22 protein-coding genes, 1 other RNA gene, 1 pseudogene and 1 riboswitch are annotated in these 20,950 nt (G+C 61.2%); of the genes and pseudogenes, 4 read left to right on the top strand and 20 right to left on the bottom strand.

What is annotated here, in order from left to right; translation table 11 throughout:
- Positions 1–2: 2 nt before the first annotated feature.
- From thiM to C1722_RS02205, 5 genes are all read right to left on the bottom strand, one after another.
- Entirely contained in the window at positions 3–842 is an 840-nt protein-coding gene (thiM, locus tag C1722_RS02225; RefSeq protein ID WP_102377808.1) for a hydroxyethylthiazole kinase, read from the bottom strand.
- A gap of 97 nt (positions 843–939) precedes the next feature.
- Positions 940–2,238, bottom strand: coding sequence for a phosphomethylpyrimidine synthase ThiC (gene thiC, locus C1722_RS02220; RefSeq protein WP_102377807.1), 1,299 nt, complete (start codon positions 2,236–2,238; stop codon positions 940–942).
- Positions 2,227–2,354, bottom strand: a riboswitch (TPP riboswitch). It overlaps the preceding gene by 12 nt.
- Positions 2,355–2,493: 139 nt before the next feature.
- Positions 2,494–3,066: a TetR/AcrR family transcriptional regulator gene (locus tag C1722_RS02215; protein WP_102377806.1), complete on the bottom strand. Its 573-nt coding sequence runs from the start codon at positions 3,064–3,066 to the stop codon at positions 2,494–2,496.
- Between the two features lie 173 nt (positions 3,067–3,239).
- Positions 3,240–3,944 (bottom strand): succinate dehydrogenase/fumarate reductase iron-sulfur subunit, encoded by a 705-nt coding sequence (locus tag C1722_RS02210; protein WP_102377805.1) that lies wholly within the window; start codon positions 3,942–3,944, stop codon positions 3,240–3,242.
- Positions 3,945–3,978: 34 nt separating this feature from the next.
- The gene (locus C1722_RS02205) at positions 3,979–5,850 is read right to left on the bottom strand and encodes an FAD-dependent oxidoreductase (RefSeq protein ID WP_102377804.1); all 1,872 of its coding nucleotides are present in this window, start codon (positions 5,848–5,850) and stop codon (positions 3,979–3,981) included.
- Positions 5,851–6,030: 180 nt separating this feature from the next.
- On the opposite strand from C1722_RS02205, the gene C1722_RS02200 reads away from it, so the two are divergent.
- Positions 6,031–6,852 (top strand): hypothetical protein, encoded by an 822-nt coding sequence (locus C1722_RS02200; protein ID WP_102377803.1) that lies wholly within the window; start codon positions 6,031–6,033, stop codon positions 6,850–6,852.
- A 154-nt stretch (positions 6,853–7,006) separates the two neighbouring features.
- Here C1722_RS02200 and C1722_RS02195 read toward each other — a convergent pair whose 3' ends face one another.
- From C1722_RS02195 to C1722_RS02185, 3 genes are read right to left on the bottom strand one after another with little or no spacing between them, the layout of a single operon-like run.
- Complete coding sequence (locus C1722_RS02195) at positions 7,007–7,657, bottom strand: thiamine diphosphokinase (protein WP_102377802.1); 651 nt, start codon at positions 7,655–7,657, stop codon at positions 7,007–7,009.
- A 1-nt stretch (position 7,658) separates the two neighbouring features.
- Entirely contained in the window at positions 7,659–8,171 is a 513-nt protein-coding gene (locus C1722_RS02190; protein WP_180994993.1) for a GNAT family N-acetyltransferase, read from the bottom strand.
- A gap of 2 nt (positions 8,172–8,173) precedes the next feature.
- Positions 8,174–8,668, bottom strand: a complete 495-nt coding sequence (locus C1722_RS02185) for a GNAT family N-acetyltransferase (protein WP_102377800.1) — start codon at positions 8,666–8,668, stop codon at positions 8,174–8,176.
- Positions 8,669–8,714: 46 nt separating this feature from the next.
- On the opposite strand from C1722_RS02185, the gene rnpB reads away from it, so the two are divergent.
- From rnpB to C1722_RS02170, 3 genes and pseudogenes are all read left to right on the top strand, one after another.
- Positions 8,715–9,076: RNase P RNA component class A (gene rnpB / locus C1722_RS02180), an RNA gene on the top strand.
- A 145-nt stretch (positions 9,077–9,221) separates the two neighbouring features.
- Positions 9,222–10,100 (top strand): RNA polymerase sigma factor, encoded by an 879-nt coding sequence (locus C1722_RS02175; RefSeq protein WP_102377799.1) that lies wholly within the window; start codon positions 9,222–9,224, stop codon positions 10,098–10,100.
- Positions 10,090–10,710: pseudogene (locus C1722_RS02170) on the top strand (DUF2461 domain-containing protein); the annotation flags it as partial. The gene C1722_RS02175 and the pseudogene C1722_RS02170, both read left to right, overlap by 11 nt.
- Before the next feature lie 83 nt (positions 10,711–10,793).
- Here C1722_RS02170 and C1722_RS02165 read toward each other — a convergent pair.
- From C1722_RS02165 to ftsZ, 12 genes are all read right to left on the bottom strand, one after another.
- Positions 10,794–11,120: an ATP-binding cassette domain-containing protein gene (locus C1722_RS02165; protein ID WP_244902548.1), complete on the bottom strand. Its 327-nt coding sequence runs from the start codon at positions 11,118–11,120 to the stop codon at positions 10,794–10,796.
- Positions 11,111–11,935, bottom strand: a complete 825-nt coding sequence (locus tag C1722_RS02160; RefSeq protein WP_244902411.1) for a FecCD family ABC transporter permease — start codon at positions 11,933–11,935, stop codon at positions 11,111–11,113. Before C1722_RS02160 ends, C1722_RS02165 begins: the two co-directional genes overlap by 10 nt.
- Positions 11,936–11,945: 10 nt before the next feature.
- Positions 11,946–12,971, bottom strand: a complete 1,026-nt coding sequence (locus tag C1722_RS02155) for an ABC transporter substrate-binding protein (protein ID WP_102377797.1) — start codon at positions 12,969–12,971, stop codon at positions 11,946–11,948.
- Positions 12,972–13,038: 67 nt separating this feature from the next.
- The gene (gene nirJ2 / locus C1722_RS02150; RefSeq protein ID WP_102377796.1) at positions 13,039–14,052 is read right to left on the bottom strand and encodes a putative heme d1 biosynthesis radical SAM protein NirJ2; all 1,014 of its coding nucleotides are present in this window, start codon (positions 14,050–14,052) and stop codon (positions 13,039–13,041) included.
- Between the two features lie 97 nt (positions 14,053–14,149).
- Positions 14,150–14,926 carry a MerR family transcriptional regulator gene (locus tag C1722_RS02145; protein ID WP_102377795.1) on the bottom strand — a complete coding sequence of 259 codons (777 nt, stop codon included), beginning with the start codon at positions 14,924–14,926 and terminating at the stop codon, positions 14,150–14,152.
- 650 nt (positions 14,927–15,576) lie between these two features.
- Positions 15,577–16,362, bottom strand: coding sequence for a DivIVA domain-containing protein (locus C1722_RS02140; protein WP_102377794.1), 786 nt, complete (start codon positions 16,360–16,362; stop codon positions 15,577–15,579).
- A gap of 44 nt (positions 16,363–16,406) precedes the next feature.
- Positions 16,407–16,667, bottom strand: a complete 261-nt coding sequence (locus C1722_RS02135; RefSeq protein ID WP_102377793.1) for a YggT family protein — start codon at positions 16,665–16,667, stop codon at positions 16,407–16,409.
- The gene (gene proC, locus C1722_RS02130; RefSeq protein WP_102377792.1) at positions 16,661–17,500 is read right to left on the bottom strand and encodes a pyrroline-5-carboxylate reductase; all 840 of its coding nucleotides are present in this window, start codon (positions 17,498–17,500) and stop codon (positions 16,661–16,663) included. Before proC ends, C1722_RS02135 begins: the two co-directional genes overlap by 7 nt.
- On the bottom strand, positions 17,500–18,396 hold the full coding sequence (locus C1722_RS02125; RefSeq protein WP_102377791.1) for a cell division protein SepF: 897 nt from the start codon (positions 18,394–18,396) through the stop codon (positions 17,500–17,502). Before C1722_RS02125 ends, proC begins: the two co-directional genes overlap by 1 nt.
- A 69-nt stretch (positions 18,397–18,465) precedes the next feature.
- The gene (locus C1722_RS02120) at positions 18,466–19,158 is read right to left on the bottom strand and encodes a YggS family pyridoxal phosphate-dependent enzyme (RefSeq protein WP_102377790.1); all 693 of its coding nucleotides are present in this window, start codon (positions 19,156–19,158) and stop codon (positions 18,466–18,468) included.
- 5 nt (positions 19,159–19,163) lie between these two features.
- Complete coding sequence (locus C1722_RS02115; protein ID WP_102377789.1) at positions 19,164–19,997, bottom strand: purine nucleoside phosphorylase YfiH/LACC1 family protein; 834 nt, start codon at positions 19,995–19,997, stop codon at positions 19,164–19,166.
- Between the two features lie 24 nt (positions 19,998–20,021).
- On the bottom strand, positions 20,022–20,950 hold a 929-nt coding region (gene ftsZ / locus C1722_RS02110; protein WP_102377788.1), incomplete at its 5' end, for a cell division protein FtsZ.

The raw sequence follows: 20,950 nt of genomic DNA, 5'->3' as shown, positions 1-20,950 counted from the left end.
GGTTACCGATCGATCCGCTCGATCTTCGCGCCCGCTTCGAGCGCCTCGCCGTCCATGCGGTACAACGCGTCGAGCAGATACGTGCGAAACGACCCGTTGCCATCGCGCGAACCCATGCGCTTCTCGGCGGTCTCGCCCGCAAGCCCCATGCTCGCAACCGCTGCAACCGTCGCATCGAGCATCGAATCCTGGTTGACTGCGGCGTACGCGGCGCAGACGCACGAGAGCATGCAGCCCGCACCGGTGATCTTGCCCATGACGGGCGACCCGTTCGATACGGCGTAGGCTTCGTCGCCGTGCGCGACGATATCGATCGCACCGGTAATGGCAACGACCGAACCGGTCTGCTGCGCGAAATCCCGGGCGAAGGCAGCCGACTCGGCAAGGTTCTCGGACGTAACCGCATCGTCAGGGCACACGTCGACCCCGCGCGTGGTCGCCGCACCGCCGGCGAGCGCCTTCACTTCCGACATGTTGCCGCGGATGACCGCAATGGGGAGCTTGTCGAGGAGTTCGGCGGCAGTGCGCGTCCGCAGCCCCGACGCCCCTGCCCCCACGGGATCCAGTACGATGGGATGGCCGAGCTCTGCCGCACGGGCTCCCGCCAGAAACATCGCCTCGATACTCGACTTGTTCAGCGTGCCGATATTGAGGGTGAGCGCTCCGCAGATGCTCGTGATATCGACCACATCTTCGGGCTCATCGCTCATGATAGGGCTTCCCCCGCAGGCCAGAAGCGCATTGGCGCAATCATTGACCGTCACGTAATTCGTAATGTTGTGCACGAGGGGCACGCTCGCGCGCACCGTCTCGACCGCGTTCTTCAAAGCAAACTGCTCCATGTCTCATATCCTTTCCTGCGCCCGCGCTGTCGCGAAGGCGCCCCGCGTACTCTTTTCCTTCAAAATCGGCCGTTTTCGCCCGAGGCCCCGACCTCGGCTACTTTGCATCGAGATCGATGGTCAGGCCGTCCATGATCGTGTTCACCGTACGCATGGCGCACATTTTCCCGCACATCGTGCAGGTGCCCTCCGTCGAAGGAGGCGCGCTTTCGAAATACTCCCGTGCGCGCACGGGATCGATCGCGCAGTCGAACATCTCTTCCCAGTCGATGCGGCGACGCGCATCGCTCATGCGGTTGTCGATATCGCGCGCACCGGGGATGCCCTTGGCGATGTCGGCGGCGTGCGCTGCGATCTTCGTAGCCACGAGTCCCTCGCGCACGTCGGCCACGTCGGGCAGGCGCAGATGCTCTGCCGGTGTGACGTAGCACAGGAAATCGGCGCCCGCCGAAGCGGCAACCGCTCCGCCGATCGCCGCGGTAATGTGGTCGTATCCGGGCGCGATGTCGCAGACGAGCGGCCCGAGCACGTAGAACGGCGCATCGTGGCACAGGCGTTTCTCGAGCTTCATGTTGGCCGCTATCTCGTCGAGCGCCATATGCCCCGGCCCCTCGACCATCACCTGCACGCCCGCGTTCCATGCGCGCTCGGTCAGCTTTCCGATCTCGATGAGCTCGGCGATCTGGGCCGCATCGGTTGCGTCGTAGGTGCAACCAGGCCTCATGGCGTCGCCGAGACTGATCGTCACGTCGTATTCGCGGCAGATGGCGAGCACCTCGTCGTAGTACTCGAAGAACGGGTTCTCGTTGCCGGTCGCCTCCATCCATGCGAAGATGAGCGACCCGCCGCGGCTTACGATGTTGGTGAGGCGTCCCGTCTCCTTGAACGAGTCGATGACGCGGCGGTTCATGCCCGCGTGGATGGTCGCGAAATCAACACCGTCCTGGGCATGCACGCGCACGACTTCGAGGAAATCGTCGACCGTGATGTCGACGAGCGCCTTTTCGAGGTATCCGATCGCGTCGTACATGGGCACCGTGCCAACCATCGCGCTCGACATCCCGATGAGGCGCGTGCGAAACTCGCGCGTCTTACCGTGGTTCGATAGATCCATGATGCCCTCGGCGCCCAGCTCGAGCGCCACGGCAACCTTGGCGAACTCCTCTTCCTCGTTGTGAAGATCGCCCGATATGCCGAGGTTGACGTTCACCTTCGTTCTGAGGCCTGCGCCCACGCCCTCGGGCGAGAGCGCATGGTGGTTGACGTTCGCAGGAATGGCGATGCGCCCCGCAGCCACGCCCGCGCGTATCTCCTCGACGGGCCTGCCCTCCTTTTCGGCAACGATCTTCATCTCGGGTGTGACGGTTCCGTCGCGTGCAGCAGTAATCTGCGTCATAGAGCTCCCTTCGCTGGCATTATCCATATCAGGTTCTAGGGTCGAAGCGGGATCGCGCTTCCTCTCAGCCTGCCGCAGCGCGCATGCGCCTCCTGCAAGCTCCCCTGGTATGTAGGCGGCTAAAACCGCCGGCGGCGCATACGCGCCAGCCAATGAGCCAGTATATCCCTCCTCGCCGCGTTCGCGCGCCAGGACGGCGAACGTGCGCGATTTCCTCGGAAACGGGCAGCGAGCCCATTGCCGAACATTGCCGCATCAGTCCATCGAAAGCGCCTCGTATAGCGTTCGGGGCATGACGCTGACGAGCTTTGCGGCTGCTTCTCCCGGCGGAGGCGCCGCACCGAGCCGATACCACTCGGTTAGGATTTCGGTCTCGGTCTTCACCCATGTGTCCACGCAGAACATAAGATCATCGTCGATCTCGATGCCGCGATAATCGCGCAGCGTTTCCATCAACGCGCATTTGCGGTAATGGGGCATGATGCTCCGTTCGATCGGCGAGTTAAGCGTGTACTGGGTTGCCACCTCGAAAAAGCCCTTTTCAAGCGAAAGCAACCTTATATGATGGAAGTAGCCCGTCTCCCAATCGATCGTTCTGCCGACCTCGATAAGGTAGAACTTGTGGATGTGCGTCGGCCACCACCAATGCAGGCTGTACTTGCTATCGAAGTTTCGATAGAAGGTCTGGCGCGATATACCCGTCTTTTCACATAAATCGGCGACGGTCACCTGATCGAGCGAGCGGTCGACCGCGTGCATGATGCGAAGCTTGATTTGAACGTCTTCGCTGTCGAACAAGCCTCTCGGTTCCCAAGCATCGTGATTCATCTCTCCCCCATCCGCATCCCCATACGGAACCCTTATGCGAAGTATACTACCTTACGCGTCTGCCCGTACAAAAAACGGACGAGCACGCTGCGGTCGAGGCCTTTCGAGCGAAGCCGACCGCGAAAAGTCGCTCCGCTTCCTTTCGACAAGCGGAGCGACTGGCGTTTACCGAATTACGCGTCTACCGGCTTCAGTCCTGCCGCCTCAGCAGCAGCCCTTAAATCTTTCCAAATCGAAAGATGATCGATTTCGAGAGCTTTGCAAACCGTGTCGCAGGTTCCGCATTCGGTACAGTTCCATAAACCGTTCTGCACTGCCTCAACAACCCGATCCCCCTGATCGTATGGATCGTAGAACCGATTGGCAATGGCTATCATGCCTGTTGGACCGATATACGATTTTGTACCGCTTGCTTGAACAACCGGGCAAGCCGCCATGCAAACGCCGCACCGAGCGCAGTATTCAAGCGGCTCGAGCTTCTTGTACACCTCGGGGTCAACTGGAGCCTTCACCTCATCAAGCGACATATCGAACGCGCGCTGACGAGCGAGGATCTTGCTCACCTTATCGGTGATCCTCGTCTTATCGACGATCAGATCGCGTACTACCGGAAATCCGGGAAGCGGGGTTACATCGTTTTTCCCGTTCTCCCCGACGAGCGTTACGCAAGCGAGGCAAGGCGTTCCGTTCAAAGCCATTGCGCATCGCCCGCAAACGCGGCCTCGACAACTGTAATCGAACGCGATCGGCTCGATAGTGTCGTTTATCAGCACCAAAGCCTCCAACAACGTCATATGCTCCCAGTAATCGATTTCGTATTCGGCGAATGCCGGCTCGGCATCGACCGATGGATTGTACTTTTGAACCTTAATCTTCATGATTCCTCCTCTGCTTTAACGACATGCGGAGCGATTAGTCGAGATCGACGACTGGAACGGTTTCTAGTTCCATATGGCCGTCGACGTTTTTGGCAATTACGTTGCAGGTCCACGCTTCGGGGTTTTCCTGCGGGAAATCCGGCCTATAGCTATGCCCGCGGCTTTCCTCCCTCATGAGAGCCGCACGAGCGCTTGCCTCCGCAATATCGAGCAGGTTGTACGCCTCGATAGCAGCTTTCCAGTCGCTGTTGTATACAAGGGATTGATCGGCTAGCGTCATCTTCGGCATTTCTTCCGATCGAATGCGAGCAAGCTCAGCAACCGCTTTCTCCATGGCATCGGTTTCGCGGGTCGGCTGGCATGCCGCATAAGCTGCTTTCTGTATCATATGCGTGAGTTCTTGCGGCCTTTTCCCCTCACCCTGTCGGACGCGTATTTCATGAAGCCGATTAACTTCTTGCGCAATGGCGTCGAAGTGAAATTCGGACAATCGACCCTTCCCCTCGCCTTCGGCATACTCTATCGCCTTCATCATGGCATACGACCCATCCCTGTAAGCCACGTTGACCGACGATCCCCCTTGAGCACCGTATACACCGCCGCCGCGCGAGCAGAACAAGCCCGGCATTCCTTCGACCATGAGGTTCTCGTCTACTCGCGGGTTGCTGCCGTGCTCGTAGGCCTCAAGGGCGCATTCGAGCTTGGTCGATGCGACGTCGATTCCGAACACCTCCTTCCACAAGCCAACGTTGCGACGGTATACCTCTCCCATCGCATTGAACGCCTCCGGATTCGAAAAGTCGACATACACGCCGCCGTTAGGCGACCCGCCGCCATCGTGAATGGCTTTCGCTATCGTACGCGTGAAGGTTATGCGATCAAGTGTCGAATAATCCATGCCACGGAAGAAGTAATTGTCATTCGCATCGCAGATGTATTCGCAGCAAAGATTGTCGGCGCCGATGCCGCCGACAAATGTTGCGGCTAGACCCGTCGGATACATGCTGATCAGGTCAAATTGGAAGAATTCGGAATCCTGAAGCGAAGCCCCGCGGCGGAAAGCCGCCGCATCGACATCCCCGGTGTTATCGGGGGAATTGATCGAAGTGGGGGCAACGGTGTTCCAGCCATATATCCACGAACTCGCGCCGGTGCACGATACCGTCGCCTTTGCCCGGAACACACGCACTACCCCGGTCGGAATATGAAGGCCGACCGCACCGACGCAGGCGCCATCCTCAACGATAACGTCGGTGATCATCGTGTGGTCAAATATGCGCGCACCCGAACGCTCTACTGAATCAGTGAAATACCGTGGAAATCCGTTAAACGTTCCGAACAATGGGTAATCGGGCATATCGAGACCTGGCGTAAAGTTGCCCTCTTCGTCTCGCACAAACAAATTGTTTCCTTCTTGGGCATAACGCAGAAGCAGATTTCGCTCATCGACCGTAAACGCTTCGTGGGTCGCTTTTGCAATCTTCTTATTGGTCAATTCGTTCAAAACAAAATCTTCCGATTGATTCCACGGTGTATCGGTTTGGATAAAATTGATCCAGTTGCACCAGTTGTATCCGCAAGCACCTCCAAAATGAAACGGCCCTTTTTCGACGACAGTCACGTCTTTTCCCTGTTTATAAGCTTGCAGTGCCGCATGAGAACCTGCCAGCCCACCGCCGATAATCAGTATTTCGGTATCGTAAAGCTCGAACAAAGCCTGCTCGAAATCGCCCGGCGAAGCCGCATCTTCCCGGGAAGGCCCATCGTCTTTCGAAGAGCACCCAACCATACCCCCGAGCGCCCCCGACAGCATGATTGTCCCGAAGGCCACAGCGCTACCCCCGAGAAACGTTCTACGAGACATCTGCGGTGCTTCAACCCTAGTGCAATCGTCTTTGTTCATCATTCCCTCCTCGCTCCTTGTCACCTCGCTCATCGGTGCCGTACCGATGACTCCATTGTTTCAAGCCCTAGAATGCGCATCAAAGTACGGATGCATGATTTCGTCCTCAGGGATGCGACAGTTTCCCGATTTGTCCGCCAAGCGGGTACAATGGATGCGTATCGTCGTCGAAGAGGAATGTCCATGCCGTCCATCGTTGCCCCAGGCACACCGTTTTCCCGTAAAGCAATCCTGATCTCAGGCGCTGTGCTCCTGTTCGCCTCGTTTGCCGCAATACTGTTCGGCATGCAATCCACGACGGTAGGCGAAGAGGGGTTGCGCAACCACGGCATCCTCGGAGCAGGCTTCATAGGCTTCGGCGTGACCATGCTGCTGTTCGGCAGCGTTTTCGCAATGGATGCCTGGACGAGCCGTCCGCGGGGAAGCGAGGCGGTCCGCGATTGCGCGATCGCCATTCTCTCCGAAACGGGCAAGCTGGGCGCGACCGTCATCATCTACGGTGGCTGCGCACTTGTCGCCCTCGGTGCGCTTTCGAGCCTCGACCGAGCGGATTCGACGTTCGACGTGGTGTTTCGACTGGCAGTCATGGCTCTTTGCATCGCTGCGATCGTCCTATGGCGCAGACGGAACAAAAAGCATCCGCGAACGTATCAGACCATCGGACCGTTCTGGCTCATCCTCTTCATGCTCGCCATGGCCGCGCTCGGTGCGTTAGGGGGCTCCATGACGTTTTCGGAATACGCAGCCGATCGCGCGAGCGGCCCGCAGACTTCGCTGTGCTGGTTGAGCGGTGTCGAGGAGAATCGTCCGAGCGGCCGCTATCGCGCCCTTTCCCCAACCACCCTCGAGATCGAGTTCACCGCTCTCGAGGACGGAACCTCCCGCAGGGTTTCGATTTCCGAACACGACCGAACAGCGCTCGAGGAGATCGTCGACTCCGGCGGCACCTGTTACCTGACCTACTATCCCGCAAGCAGAATCTTCGTCTCGGCCGAACCCGCATAGGATCGCAGACGCGCCGAAACGAAACCGGGGCAATCTCACCCCGCCCAACCCGGGCCTTCGCCGAGCGGACGCAGCTTCGGCGGTATCCGATGCGAAGCGAAGATCGGTACGCGTCCGCTCGAGACTTCGGAGAGACGAGCCGCCATCGGGCGCTCTACTCGCCCAAAGTCATCGCAGACCACGCATGCAGCGGGAAAAAAACGAGCAGCGTGCCTTCCTCGACGGAAACGGTCACGGGCTCGCCGATGAACTCGTTCGAAACGCCGAGGGGCTCGTCGTTTGAAAGCGTCGCTTTATCGAGCGGGTATTCAAGACCTGCCTCATCTACGCCGCGCGCCGCATCGGTGAGGGCGAACGTCGAAAGCGTACCCGATTCGACCGCATCGAAGCGCAGCGTCCCGCACCTGCTGCCTTCAAGCGCGCACACGGCGAACGTATCGCCTATCGCGAAGACGCGCAGGCCGCGACGGGCGAACCGCGCCAAGAGCTGGAGCATGCCGTAGGTGTGGTCGAGCCTGCCCGACATGCAACCGTACACCACGAGCGTGTCGAAGCCCTCTTCGGCGGCCCTGTCCATCGCGAGCTCGATATCGCTTGCATCCTTGTGCGACGGATGCGTTTCTACGTTGGGATGGGCGGGCACGTAGCCGAGCGAATCGAAATCGCCCACCACGAGATCGGCCGCGACGCCGATCTTCTCGAGATGCGCGTATCCCGCATCCACCGCGATCACGAAGTCAAACCGCTGAGAGGCGAAGTGCTCCGCATTGAACTCAACAGCCCCGACCAGGGCGCACGTTGCCATATCAGCGCGCCTCCTTCGCAAGCGCTGCAAGCGCATCGCCCGAAAGGCGATGGTGCAGGCACCCGTCCATGCGCACGGCTCCGAGCCCCTCGTAGAAACCGAGGCTCGGCTCGTTCGACGCCGAGCAGATCCAATCGATGCGCTTGAGGCCCTGCGTTTCGCACAGGCTTGCCAGCGATGCCATGAGCGCTCGGCCGATCCCCGCCCCGCGGGCGCGCCGATCGACGAACAGGTCTTCGAGATACAGGCAAGGCGCTCCCGTCCACGTTGATCTGATCTGGAAATACGTTGCGCAGCCGACGATGCGGCCCCGTCCGTCTTCGGCCACGAGCGCTCCGATCGAACGCTCCTCGAAGAGAAGCTCCGCAAGTGCTTCGGGAGTTACCGTCACTTCCCCCGCGTAGCCGCCTTCGATCGTCGCCTCATACGCCGCGAGTCCCGCCATCAGATCGATCAGGAAGCCGACGTCGGCCTCGGTCGCCGGACGTACGGTTGCGGCCTCGTCCCGCAGCACGGCTACACCGCCTCTGCCGCAAGCGCTTCGAGCGCATCGCCCGAAAGGCGATGGTGCACCCATTCGTCCATCCGCGCCGCACCGATGCGCTGGTAGAACCCGAGGCTCGGCTCGTTCCAATCGAGGCACGACCAATCGAGGCGAACCCAACCGCGCTTCTTGCAGATGCCGGCAAGATGGGCCATGAGGGCCCTGCCTGCGCCGTTGCCGCGGTACGGCTCGTCGATGTAGAGGTCCTCGAGGTACATGCCGCCCGTTCCCGTCCACGTCGAGAAGTTCTGGAAGAACACCGCGATCCCGACGATGCCCGCATCGGGCGCCTCCATGACGACGGTTTCGGCCGCGCGCCTCTCGAACATCCACTCGTCGAGCAGCTCGGGCGTAGCGCGCACTTCGTCTTCGGCATGCTCATAGGCCGCAAGCCTGCGGATCATCTCGAGAATGCCCGGTATATCGCCTTTGGTTGCGAAACGAAAATGCGCAGTGGTGCCGTTCATGTGTTCCTGCCTTATCTTGGGTGATGATTTGGTAGAATACCATACCTGAGTGGGCCAGACGATCGCGCACTGTGTGTGAGGAAAGTCCGGGCTCCAAAGGGCAAGATGCCAGCTAACGGCTGGGCGGGGCGACCCGACGGATCAGTGCCACAGAAAAGAAGACTCCCTCGCGGAAACACGCTTCGGTGCGCGGAAACGGGGGAAAAGCTGAAACGGTGCGGTAAGAGCGCACCAGCGCGTCGGCAACGGCGCGGCTTGGTAAACCCCATCTGGAGCAAGCGCAAATAGGAACGCGATACGGCTGCCCTTCCGTGCGTTCGGGTTGCGTGCTAGAGGCGCATGGCGACATGCGTTCGAGATAAATGATCGTCCCAACGACAGAACCCGGCTTACCGGCCCACTCGCTTTTCTTTCTTCGCATCGCCTGGCATGCGGGACCCCTCGCCGCTCAGCGGTCTTTCCTGATATTCTGTGTCACAGTTGCGCCCGCGTACCCGTCTAATCACATGCAACGGACAGAAGGCGGCGCTGCCGCCAGCAGAAAGGCGGATGTATGAAACCAAACGAACAGGCAAACGAACACGATTTCGAACTCATCGACAAGGCGGTCGCAGGCGATGGCCAGGCACTCGAAGAGCTGCTCGACAGCGCGAGCGATCTCGCGTTCAATCTTGCCCTGCGTTTCCTCGGTACGATCCACGACGCGGAAGACGCCACCCAGGAGATCGCCGTCAAGATAATGACGCACCTCTCCTCTTTCAGAAAAGAGAGCGCGTTTTCAACCTGGGTCTACCGCATTGCCGTGAATCATCTGAAAGACTGCCGCTCCCATATGTTCGCCGATGCGCCGTTCAGCTTCGAGATGTACGGTGCCGACATCTGCGACAAGCGGGCGCTCGACGTGCCCGATCATTCCGAGGGCGTCGATCAAAGCCTGCTCGAACGCGAGCTCAAGCTCTCCTGCACCAACGTCATGCTGCAATGCCTCGACGCCGACAGCCGATGCGCCTACGTGCTCGGAACCATGTTCAAGATCGACAGCACCACCGCTTCGGACATTCTCGGCATCACCGCCGAGGCATATCGACAGCGTCTCTCCCGCGCTCGCAAAACGGTCTCGGAGTTCCTCTCGACCTACTGCCAGCACGGAGGCTCCGATGTTTGCTCGTGCGGGCGACGCGTCAACTTCGCCATCGCAACGCAAAGGCTTAAGCCCCGCAGCCTCGAATACTCGGCGCTCGATCGATCCGATGCGGAAAACAACGCGTTCGTCGATGCCATGGATCAGCTCGACGGCTACTCGTGTTTGTTCGACTCGCTTCCGTCGTATCGATCGACGCCGCGAACCAGAGAACTCCTCGCTGCCTGTATGAGCACGCAGAGTTTCGACATCGTGCTCGATCCGAGCAAGGGGGCCGGATATGGCAACTAGCGCTCTGCTCGGTTTCCTTGCCGACGTCCGCGAGCACAACAGCCTCGCATGGATGCACGCAAACGAGGATCGAAAGAAAGCCGCCCAGCAAGAGTTTCTCGCACTCGTGCAAACCTGCATCGACGATCTTGCCGGCCAGGGCGAGCAGGTCGGGCACCTCGACCCCAAAAGCCTCGTGTTTCGCATCAACCGCGATACGCGGTTCAGCAACGACAAATCGCCTTACAACCCCGTGTTCAGAGCGCATATCTCGCCTGCGGGACGCGCGCCCGTACCCGTCGGCTACTTCGTGAGCATCGCTCCGGGGAACTCGTTTGCAGGCGGCGGCCTCTTTGCACCGCGGCTCAAAGAGGCGGTGAAGCTGGTCCGCGACGCCATCGCGGCAGATCCTGAAACATTCCTCTCTCTTGTGGAAGACGAAGCGTTCAGAGCCCGGTTCGCGTTCATCGGCATGCCGCTCAAGCGCATGCCGCAAGGCTACGATGCGGAAAACCCCGCTGCCGAATACCTTAGGTGCACCTGCTGGTCGATCGAAGAGGCCATCGCCGATGCCGTCGTGGAAGACGAAAAAGCCCTGCGAGAGAGGCTGCTCGATAGCTTTCTTTCCATGCGCGCGTTCAACGCGTNGGCGCCACCCTCCGGTGGCCCTACCCCCCGCCACCCGCCTGCCGCGACGCCGTTCGGGCGCTGCGCCTACGCCGGGAACAGGCTGTACGAACGGCCGAAACTCGATCCCACCGCATGGATGCTCACCCCGAAGGCATGCTCGATCGCGCCCGATTCGAGCACCTCGTCGACGGTACCCGCATGCGAGCAGATGCCGCGCTCCATCACCATGAGGTTGTCGGAATACCGCAGCGCCAGATCGAGGTCGTGGATCACCATGATGATGGTCTTTCCCATCTCGGCATTGAGTCGGCGCACCAGCTGCATGGTCTCGTGGCAGGCTCGGATATCGAGGTAGGTCGTCGGCTCGTCGAGCACGATGATGCCCGTGTCCTGAGCGAGCGTCATCGCGATGAACGCCCTCTGGCGCTCGCCGCCCGAAAGGTGGCGNACCCGAGTAGCCCCGCAAAGCTCACAGCCGCGCCCGAAAGCACGGCGGCGAGCCCGAGCAGGGAGAGGCGCACCCGCGCAACCCGCATGCCGAGCGAGTGGGCCGTCTGGTCGCCGAGGGCCATGATGTTGAGCTTGCCCGCTGCGCCGAACGCCGCAATCAAGCCGAGTACGATGTAGGCGGCGGGCCACAGGATGTCCTTCATGAGCACGCCCGCCAGACCGCCCACGAGAAACGTCGACGACCCGATGTAGGCATCGGGGTTCACGATGAGGATCGTGTTCATGCCGGCGCCGAACACCGAGGTGATGGCGATGCCTGCGAGCACCACCGTGAGCCTCGACGTACTCGCGCCCAGCGATATGCCGAATATGATGAGCGCCGTTGCAAGCGCCCCGAGAAACGCGGCCAAAGGCGGCAGCCAGAGCATTCCGGGGAAAAGCGATGCGGCCAAGAGAACGAACAGCCCCGCGCCCGAGTTGATGCCGATGATGTTGGGGCTGGCAAGCGGGTTGTCGAGCACCGCCTGGATGATGACGCCCGCAACCGCGAGCGCAGCACCCGAGAGCAGCGCGGCGAGCACGCGGGGAAGCCGTACGTTCATGAGGATGCTTTTCGCCGCATCGCTCACCTCGCCCCCGGTTGCCCAGGCGATAAGATCTCCGAGGCTCACCGACGACGATCCCACGAGGAACGCCGCCGCCGTCACCGCAACGAGCACTGCGGCGACGGCGAGGGCGATACACGCACCGGTATGCTTGCGAGGGGGCACGTTCATGGGAGAAACGTTACGCATACAGGTGGTCGAAGAGCGTCTGGTAGCTATCCGCCCAGCGCTCGTTGGGTTTGTAGAGGAAGAGTTCCTTTTCGAGTGTGATGTAGTGCCCGTCTTGCACGGCGGAGAGCGTCGACCAGGCGGGGTTGGCCTCGGTCGCCTCGGTGAGGTTTTTCATCGCGGCCGCATCGTCGTTGCCCATGGGCACCACGAAGATGTAATCGGGATTGAGCTCGATCACCGATTCGAGGCTGAAGTCTTTGAGGAGGCTCTGGTTCTCGTCGGCGAGGTTCGCTGCGCCGAGCTCGGCGAGCATGGCGCCGGTCATGCTCGATGAATTCTGCACGCGGGTACCGCCCGAGAACGTGGTCATCAGAAGCACGCTCGGTTCCTCGCCCGCAGGCACCTTCGCCTTGATCCCCTCGATGGAATCGGCGACCGCTTGGCCGTTTTTGTCGTACAGATCGTCGCGCCCGGTGATGTCGCAGAAGGTGCGCAGCATTCGCAGATAGTCGTCGAACGTAGTCACCTCGAAGAACGCCACGGGAATGCCCGACGCTTCAAGGCTCGACTTGAGTTCCGCCTGGTTCGAATCGCCGCCGCGTCCGCCCGATCCGCTCGTCATGATGACGAAATCGGGTTCGAGCGAGATGATGGTCTCGAGGTTCGGTGCCGAGAAGTCGCCGACCTTCGCCACATCGGCCGATTCGATCGCATAGCTCTCGAACGCATCGTCGGAAGCGCCGATGAGCGTTCCGCCGGCAAGCTCCCACGTATTCGCAAAGCTGCCCATGCAGGCGATCACGCGTTCGGGGTTTTGCACCGTCACCTCGGCGCCGGTGTCGTCGGTAAACGTATAGGGCTCTGTCGCGTTCTGGCCTTGAGCGGCATCCGATTCCGCAGCCTGATTCTTATCCGCCGGCTCGCTCGACGCATCCTGCGACGAGCAGCCGAGCAGAGCCGTGGCCCCGAGGCAGAGCACGACCACCGCCGCCAGCCCCGCAAGAAACACCTTCACATCGTGTCGTACAGCTTCCATCTTCGCTTCCCTTCCGTTCATAGGTACCGTGCCAACCAACAGCGCGCTTCGCACGCCCGATCTCCGCCTAAACGGCCGCACCGTTCGTTTCCTCGAGCTTCTGGCCGTGGGCGCAGTACTCGTCCTGCGCCATGATGTCGCCGTCGTGGTAGTACGCGGCGCGCGCCCGGCATCCTCCGCACCCCTGCTTGTAGTCACAGGTGCCGCACGCACCGCTGTACTCCTCGGTGCGCAAGCGCTCGAACACGGGGCTCGTCTTCCATATCTCATCGAACGGCGTCTCGCGCACGTCGCCCGCCTCCTCGGTCATGTAGGCGCACGGGCGCACGATGCCCTCCGAACCGATCACGCAGTACGTGAGCCCCGCCAAGCACCCGCGCGAGAACCGCGTCCCAACGTCGAGCTGCTTGGCCACGCGGGTGAACTGCGGGGCGCAGGTGGGCTTCACGTCGATGGAGACCTCGGCAGATTTGAGCATGATGTCCTTGAGCAGCGCTTCGTTCTCGAGCACTTCGAGGCCCGTCTCCTGGATGTACACGCCGCGGCCCACGGGAATCAGGAAGAAGATGTAGTGGGCGATGGCGCCGATCTCCTGGGCGAAATCGGTGATGGCGCACACCTCGTCGCGGTTCCAGTCGACCACGGTGGTGTGCAGCTGGAACGGCAGGCTCGCCTGCTTGCACGCCTCGATGCCCTCCATGGTGAGGTCGTAGGCGTCGGCAAGGCCCCTGAACTTGTCGTGCTTGGCGGGATCGAGGCTGTCGACGCTGATGCCCATCGCCATGGCTCCGCATTCCTTAAGGCGCCGGGCGACCTCTTCGGTGATGAGCGTGCCGTTCGTGCCGAATACCGGGCGCAGGCCGGCACGCGCCGCATGGGCGACCAGATCGAAGATATCGGGGCGCAGAAGCGGCTCGCCGCCCGAGAAGATCATGATCTTGAACCCGGCACGGGCGATCTCGTCGATCATCTTCATGCCCTCTTCGGTGGTTAGCTCGCGCTCCTGCTGCTCTTCGGCATCCTGGTAGCAGTGCACGCACTTGAGATTGCATTGGTTCGTCGTCATCCATGACACGATCATCGTCGGTGCCTTCCTCTCGTCGCTATTCGTCTATTTAGTAATGTATTACTTTATTGGTCGGTATCCGTGCCGCGCCCTTGGATCGAGCAGCCTGCCTCTATTCTGCCCGCTGGTAAGCCGCCACTACCGCATCGAGGTGATCGCACACCGACTGGCGCAGCTCGTCGAACGAGCCGTCTTCCCCGTAATGCCCCGCAGCATGGCCGCGATGCGGCGATATGTTCTCCATGAGGATGAAGTTCTGGTTTGCCGAAAGCGTTTGCTGCGATTCGTCCAGTTCGAGGTATCGGCGCGCGAGATCGCGGTTGCCCGGACTATCGAGCGCCTCGTTTTCGGTCATCTGCCTGATGGTGTCGGCGATAAGCTCGTGCCATTTGGATACCGATTGGCCGCGCAGCGCGATGTCCTCGTCGGTAGCCTCGGTGAGGCCGCTCTCGCTGATGCAGGTGAGCCTCCAGAAGAACTGGCTATCGTCCTGGCTCCGCTCGATGGTCGCCGCCATGTTCTCCCATTCGACCTCGCCGGGGTTGTTCGAAGCTTCGAGCAACGCGCGCATCGTCGTCAGCCGCTTGAACAGCTCTTGGAAGTCCTTCTCGATGTCGTCCATCTTCTCGTCAGCCAGCGCATGAAACGCCGAGGCATCGCGGAAAAGTCCTGCACCGGATTTGATCTCCGAAAGCGAAAGCCCCAGATACTTCAGAGTCAGAATACGGTACAGATCTTGTACGTTCTCCTCGGTGTACAAACGCTGGTTTTGAGGCCCTTTCGCCGACGGCGAAAGGAGGCCCTGCTGATCGTAGTATTGGATCGTGCGCACGGTAACCCCCACGCGGCGCGCAAGATCCCCTACCGTCAGATATGCCGGATCGGTCATCAGTTCTCCTACATTCGGCGGACGCAAGCGTCTCGCCTTGGCAATCTCGTCTTCGCGAACGGGTACAAGCCCCGAACAGCACAAAACGATACGTGATGACGCTACGTCATCGTCAACAGCTTTTTTCGGCTTTCAGAATTATCGTACAAAACCATGGTGGAAACCACGCACGCACATAGGGAAAACCCCGCCCATGCCGCTTTTGAAGCATACCGCATGCAGGCAGGCAAAAAGCAAGCGCATTCCGCGAAGCGCATGCAGCTCAGCCGCAAAACCTGCGAGCGCGAACCGAAGAAGTTCCCTGTCCGCCAACCGCCTCCGTGCGACAATTAATGACGGTTTCCATCCTTCTATTTTTTCATGACCAGGCATGATGCAAGAGAGGAGCGCACCGATCGGCTGAAAAACGTCGCACGGAGGCGGTTGGCGGACATGAGGATCACGCGGACGCGCACAAGCTGCCGGGTGCAAAACCGTGCGGAATCCCAACCGCAAATGCAAGGGCCACGCGGGACGCGAGCCGCAAATGCAAAGCGCGAACGCGAGCGCCGCACGCAACCGCAAGCCGCCGAATGAGGGAACCGCCCAATCGCCCGTACCGCCTGCCGAATAAAAAAAACGCGGGCCGAAGCCCGCGTCGCATGATTGCTTTAGTCGATTTCCTCGAACTCGAAGCCGTCGTCGGCATCGCCGAAGCCGGAGAGGTCCTTCTCGACCCGGGAGGGTTTGGGCGTGGTGGGCACGACAACCGACGAGGTGCTCGCAGACGGCGTCGTGTAAGACGCAGCCGTCGTAGCGGCGGCGGTTTCCTTGCGGATGGGCACCTGAGCCTTCGAGGCGGTACGGGCTGCCGGCTTGGCATGCGCGCTCGCAACGGATGCGGGAGCGGGTCCGCCGATCTCGACGAGCTTCTTGCTCGCGGACTCGATGAAGTCCTTCAGGAGATCCTGGTACTCGCCGCGGACGTCTTCGCGGTCCTCTTCGAGATCCTTGATGGCATCCATGATCTTCTGCTTCTCGTTGTTCGCCTTGTCGAGAATGCGCTGGGCTTCGTCTTCGGCGTCCGCACGGGTCTGAGCGGCCTCGGCGTTGGCGGTAGCGATGATCTCGTCGCCGGAACGCTGGGCGATGATGAGCGCCTGGGCGATAGCGTTGCCGTCGGCCTTCTTCTCTTCGAGTTGGCGCTCGAGCTCCGCAATGCGGGCATCCTTCTCGGCAAGCTCCTCGTTCGAAGCACTGGGGATATTGCGGGCCGGACGGTCGAAGCCGCCGAACTTGTTGTCGTCGAGTTCGCTTTGCAGCTGATCGATGATCGCGTTCATATCGTCGAGTTCGTTCGCGACATGCTCGAGGAATACGTCGACCTCATCCACATCGTAACCCTTACGGTCTATGGAGAAGCTCTGATTCTGAATATCAGCCGAAGTCATAGCCATTGCGATTTCCCTTCACTTTGTCCTTGCGAACACATGGTAATGCCTTAAAAGAGCATTAAGATCAAACGTAATCCAAATTGTAATACAAGCAGGGCAACTATGGGGCTAACGTCCACCATTCCTCCAAGGGGAGGTATAAATTTCCTGAAAAGATTCAGGTACGGATCGCAGATTTTCGCGAGCACGTTGTCGATGTCGGCCAGAATGCCCCGCTTCGTCGGTATCCACGACATGAGCACGTACACGAAGATGATCATGGTGTACACGTCGACGAGCGACGAAAGCAGGTACTTGAAGCTTAGCATGCACCTAACTCCTTAGATCGTTGTACGGCGGCGCGCACGCCCGCCTCGTATGCCCGGGAAAGCCCGGCTTCGTCCATCGCAGCAAGGGCGGCGAGCGTCGATCCGCCGGGGCTGCATACCGCGATGCGCGTCTGCTCGGGCGTTTGGCCCGTTTCGCGCATGAGCTCGGCGGTGCCGAACACGGTCTGCAGAGCAAGCTGCTCGGCCAAGCCGGCATCGAGTCCCTCGCCTGCACCGGCGGCGGTAAGCGCCTCGATCATGGCCGCCACATAAGCGGGCCCCGATCCCGAAAGAGCACCGGTCGCATCCATATCGTCCTCGTCGACCACGAAGGCGGCCCCGAGGCAGGAGAACAGCGCCTGCACAAGCTCGATATCGCCTTCGGTCGCACTCGCAGAACCGCACACGGTCGTTGCCCCCGCGCCGACGAGCAGCGGCGTGTTCGGCATCGTGCGCACCAAACGAGCCCGCGAGGGAAGCGCCGTTTGCAGCCGCTCGGTCGTCATGCCGGCGGCGATGGAGACGAACAGGCACTCCGCAAATTGCGGCTCGGAGGATATCGCCTCGAGCACGCCCATCATCACCTGGGGCTTGACCGCCAGGACCACGATATCGGCCGCATCGATGTCGACGGCCTGCTCGACGCAGGCGACTCCGTAGGCTTGCTCGAGGTGCTCGCGTCGCGGCAACCCGGGGTTGGCCACGACGAAGTTCTCGGCCGTAAGGGACGCTGCGGGTTCCTTGCCAGAGGCGATCCAGCCGCCCATGACGGCCTCGCCCATCTTGCCGCCTCCGATGAGCGCTATGCGCACGTCCTTCGAAAGCTGCACCATTACAGCACGCCTTGGTTCCGCAAAGCCGTCAGCTCGTCGGCGGATAGCGCGTTACCGCGCAGGATCACGAAGACCTTGTCGGCGATGCACTCGACGCTCGCATCGAGGGCGCTCGAGACGCCGAACGAGAAATCGAGGATGCGCTTGGCGAGATGATCGGGCGTATTGCGCAGCGACAGCACCACCACGTCGCCCGCCTTGACGATTTTCGCCACGCGCTCGACCTCACCGTAGCTCGAAGGCTTGAGCACGCTGAGCGAACGGGTCGGGTTGTGCGAGGAGGCGCCCGATCCCGCGTACGCCTCGTAGGGGTCGTAGCTCGACGACGGCGATGCCTGCGTCGAGGAGGAAGCGTCCGCCGCGGCAGCCGTCGAGGTGAACAGCGAGTTCAGCCCCTCGGAACGCTGGGTTCCCGAGGGAAGGTCGCTCGTCTCGGTGCTGCGCAGGTAATCGGCTGCACGCTCGACTTGGCGCGACGAGCCGTAGCTCGAACGATAGCCCGAACCCGCGCTGTACGAGGAGGAACCCGCCGAATAGGATGTCGAAGCGGTCGTCGCAGAGGTTGCGTGCCGAGGCGGCAGCGGATCCCGCTTCAAGCTCTCGGGCACCTGGGTGTTGGCCCGCACATCGTCGATCGACACCAAGCGGGGCGACGATGCGCTGTGGGCGCCCGTGCGCGCAGAGCGCGACGAACCGCGCTCCTCGTAGCCGTAGTCGTCGGAGTATCCCTCTCCGTACTCGCCGTAGTCCTCTTCGTATCCTTCGCCGTACTCGTCGCCGTAGTCGTCGTAGTATTCGTCATCGTAGGCGCCGTTGTTGCTGTCGCCAAGACCGAGCTTGCTCTTGATTCCGCTGAGCATTCCCCCGTCAGACTTCCCTATCCTTGGCAGTTCCATCGTATCACCTGCTTCGTTTCGGCCGGATGCTGCGTGTCCGGCGCCTTGCTTCTATTGCGAAATGCCCGCTCATTCGAAGGCATCATCGAAAACTGCTCTCCCGATTCGGACTATGGTAGCGCCCGCGGCTATACCCTCGCGCCAATCTTCGCTCATTCCCATAGAAAGATCATGCATGAAACGAGGATCGTCGCACGCGGGATGGGCGGTTTTGAGTCTGTCGCGAAGCTCGCGCAAGCCCTCGAAGCTCGCCCGGGCAACGCTTTGATCCCCCTGAGGGGCCATGGTCATGAGTCCGCAGACCCGAAGGTTCGCAAGCCCGAGGCAGTGCTCGAGCATTCCTTCGACCTCGTCGGGCGCGAGCCCGCTCTTGCTCGCCTCCCCCGACACGTTCACCTCGAGGAGCACGTCTTGCACCTTGCCTGCCTCGCGAGCGGCGGCGTCTATCTTATCGGCATGGCGCGCCTGATAAAGCGAGTGCACGAGATCGGCGTGTGCAACGATATCGCCAATGCGGCGCGATTGGATGTTACCGATGAAATGCCAGGTGGCATCATTGAACCGCGGTGCTTTTTCCAGCAGGCCCTCAGGCCTGTTCTCGCCGAAGTTGCGCGCACCGGCAGAAAACGCCTGCGCTACCTCGTCGGGGCCGACCGTCTTCGAGACGGCTACGAAGGTGACCTCGCGCGGATCGCGACCCGCGCTCAGGCAGGCCTTTTCGATCCGGTCCGCCAACGAACCGTATCGTGTCTGTATGCTCATAGCTCTCATCCCTTTCGAACCGCAAACGCGCCGTGGCGCCCTGCGGTGCCATTCTGGGCGCGATGCGAGAAGAACCGATCGTTATCGCAAACCGTGCATACGCCCGCATCGCACACGCGCTCGACGCCCTCACGGGCCAAACCCGTGCGAAGCGCAGCGCCGAGATCGACGTGCGTACGGTCGGGCGCACAGGCGCTTCCGAACCGATCGACGAACTGCGCGCGCACGTCTTCGCCGGTTTCGAAGCACTCGCTGTGGATATGGGGGCCGAGGTAGACGTTCGTACGGGATGCCGTCGCACCCAGGCCGTCCTCCTTGTCGAGGCGGGACAGCAACCGCACCGCATCTTCGGCTATCCCGTTCACCACGCCCCGCCAACCCGCATGTACGACTACGAAACGCCCGCTCGGCGATACCAGGATAACGGGAACGCAATCGGCGTAGCATAGAAGGGCGGCCACGTCCGATGCCTCGACGGCAAGGCCGTCCGCTCCCGCCGAGGACTCCTCGCGGGCGTGCGCAACCGCTTCAGCGGAGCTTTCCCCGATACGCACGATGCGGCTTCCGTGGACCTGACGGGGCACCACGAGGTTTTCGGGAGCGATGCCGAACGCCTCGGCCACGATCGCGCGGTTGCGCGCAACGCGCACGGGATCGTCGCCTACATGGTCGCCGAGGTTGAGCGAAGCGAAGGGCCCCTCGCTTGCGCCCCCCGCGCGTTCGGTGAATGCGATGCGCACGCCGGTGCACTCGAACAGCGCTTCGTCGGTGATAACCTCAAGAGACGCAAAACGACCCTTGGTCAGATGCGGCAATGGCAACTCAAGGGTCGTTTCCATGATACGTGAAACAGCTTATGCGGCTTAGCGCTGGCGCTTCAGGAAGTCCGGGATATAGTCCTCGTCGGCGAAGCGGCCGTTCGGCGTGTTCGAGAAATTGACGGACGCAGGCTGCTGCACCGGCTCGGGAGCGGATTGCGTCGTCGAAGCGAACAGATCCTTACGCGAAAAATCCATCGAAGATTGCGATGCGCCCTGCTTGAAGCCCGTTGCAATGACGGTGATGCGCACTTCGTCGCCGAGCGACTCGTCGATGATCTGGCCGTAGATGATGTTCGCGCTCTCGTCGGCGCAGGATTCGACCGTGCGGGCCGCTTCGTCGACCTCAGTGAGGGTGAGGTCGGGGCCGCCGGCGATGGAGAACAGGACGCGCGAGGCGCCCGAGATCGAGGATTCGAGCAGCTTGGAGTTCGTAGCCTGCTGCGCGGCGTCGAGCGCGCGGCTCTCGCCCGAAGAGCGGCCGATGCCCATGAGCGCGGTGCCCGCATCTTTCATAACCGTGCGGATGTCCGCGAAGTCGAGGTTGATGAGACCGGGAATGGTGATGAGGTCGGTGACGCCCTGGATGCCCTGGCGCAGCGTGTCGTCGGCGATGCGGAACGCGTCGAGCATGGTGGTCTTCTTCTCGACGATCTCGAGCAGGCGGTCGTTCGGGATGACGATGAGCGTGTCGACTTTCTGAGATAGAAGATCGATGCCCTGCTCCGCCTGGTTGCGGCGCAGACGTCCTTCGAACGAAAAGGGCTTCGTAACGATGCCCACGGTGAGCGCGCCGATTTCCTCACGCGCGATCTCAGCTACGATGGGAGCGGCACCGGTACCGGTTCCGCCGCCTTCGCCGGCGGTGACGAACACCATGTCGGCTTCGGCGAGCGCTTCGCGGATCTCCGCACGGCTCTCTTCTGCTGCCTGGCAACCGACTTCGGGGTTCGCGCCCGCACCCAGGCCACGGG

The organism is Raoultibacter timonensis (genome assembly GCF_900240215.1).
GTDB classification, from domain to species: domain Bacteria; phylum Actinomycetota; class Coriobacteriia; order Coriobacteriales; family Eggerthellaceae; genus Raoultibacter; species Raoultibacter timonensis.
Note: the sequence above shows the minus strand (reverse complement) of the source record. Positions and strands in the feature narration are given on the sequence as shown.

What these genes read in the sequence shown, in the direction of transcription:
- thiC (WP_102377807.1), bottom strand. Translation starts at nt 2,238, where the DNA reads ATGACGCAGATTACTGCTGCACGCGACGGAACCGTCACACCCGAGATG.
- C1722_RS02175 (WP_102377799.1), top strand. Translation starts at nt 9,222, where the DNA reads ATGAAACCAAACGAACAGGCAAACGAACACGATTTCGAACTCATCGAC.
- C1722_RS02200 (WP_102377803.1), top strand. Translation starts at nt 6,031, where the DNA reads ATGCCGTCCATCGTTGCCCCAGGCACACCGTTTTCCCGTAAAGCAATC.
- C1722_RS02120 (WP_102377790.1), bottom strand. Translation starts at nt 19,158, where the DNA reads ATGAGCATACAGACACGATACGGTTCGTTGGCGGACCGGATCGAAAAG.
- C1722_RS02205 (WP_102377804.1), bottom strand. Translation starts at nt 5,850, where the DNA reads ATGATGAACAAAGACGATTGCACTAGGGTTGAAGCACCGCAGATGTCT.
- thiM (WP_102377808.1), bottom strand. Translation starts at nt 842, where the DNA reads ATGGAGCAGTTTGCTTTGAAGAACGCGGTCGAGACGGTGCGCGCGAGC.
- C1722_RS02125 (WP_102377791.1), bottom strand. Translation starts at nt 18,396, where the DNA reads ATGGAACTGCCAAGGATAGGGAAGTCTGACGGGGGAATGCTCAGCGGA.
- C1722_RS02115 (WP_102377789.1), bottom strand. Translation starts at nt 19,997, where the DNA reads ATGGAAACGACCCTTGAGTTGCCATTGCCGCATCTGACCAAGGGTCGT.
- proC (WP_102377792.1), bottom strand. Translation starts at nt 17,500, where the DNA reads ATGGTGCAGCTTTCGAAGGACGTGCGCATAGCGCTCATCGGAGGCGGC.
- C1722_RS02185 (WP_102377800.1), bottom strand. Translation starts at nt 8,668, where the DNA reads ATGAACGGCACCACTGCGCATTTTCGTTTCGCAACCAAAGGCGATATA.
- nirJ2 (WP_102377796.1), bottom strand. Translation starts at nt 14,052, where the DNA reads ATGATCGTGTCATGGATGACGACGAACCAATGCAATCTCAAGTGCGTG.
- C1722_RS02135 (WP_102377793.1), bottom strand. Translation starts at nt 16,667, where the DNA reads ATGCTAAGCTTCAAGTACCTGCTTTCGTCGCTCGTCGACGTGTACACC.
- C1722_RS02195 (WP_102377802.1), bottom strand. Translation starts at nt 7,657, where the DNA reads ATGGCAACGTGCGCCCTGGTCGGGGCTGTTGAGTTCAATGCGGAGCAC.
- C1722_RS02210 (WP_102377805.1), bottom strand. Translation starts at nt 3,944, where the DNA reads ATGAAGATTAAGGTTCAAAAGTACAATCCATCGGTCGATGCCGAGCCG.
- C1722_RS02215 (WP_102377806.1), bottom strand. Translation starts at nt 3,066, where the DNA reads ATGAATCACGATGCTTGGGAACCGAGAGGCTTGTTCGACAGCGAAGAC.
- C1722_RS02155 (WP_102377797.1), bottom strand. Translation starts at nt 12,971, where the DNA reads ATGGAAGCTGTACGACACGATGTGAAGGTGTTTCTTGCGGGGCTGGCG.
- C1722_RS02140 (WP_102377794.1), bottom strand. Translation starts at nt 16,362, where the DNA reads ATGGCTATGACTTCGGCTGATATTCAGAATCAGAGCTTCTCCATAGAC.
- C1722_RS02145 (WP_102377795.1), bottom strand. Translation starts at nt 14,926, where the DNA reads ATGACCGATCCGGCATATCTGACGGTAGGGGATCTTGCGCGCCGCGTG.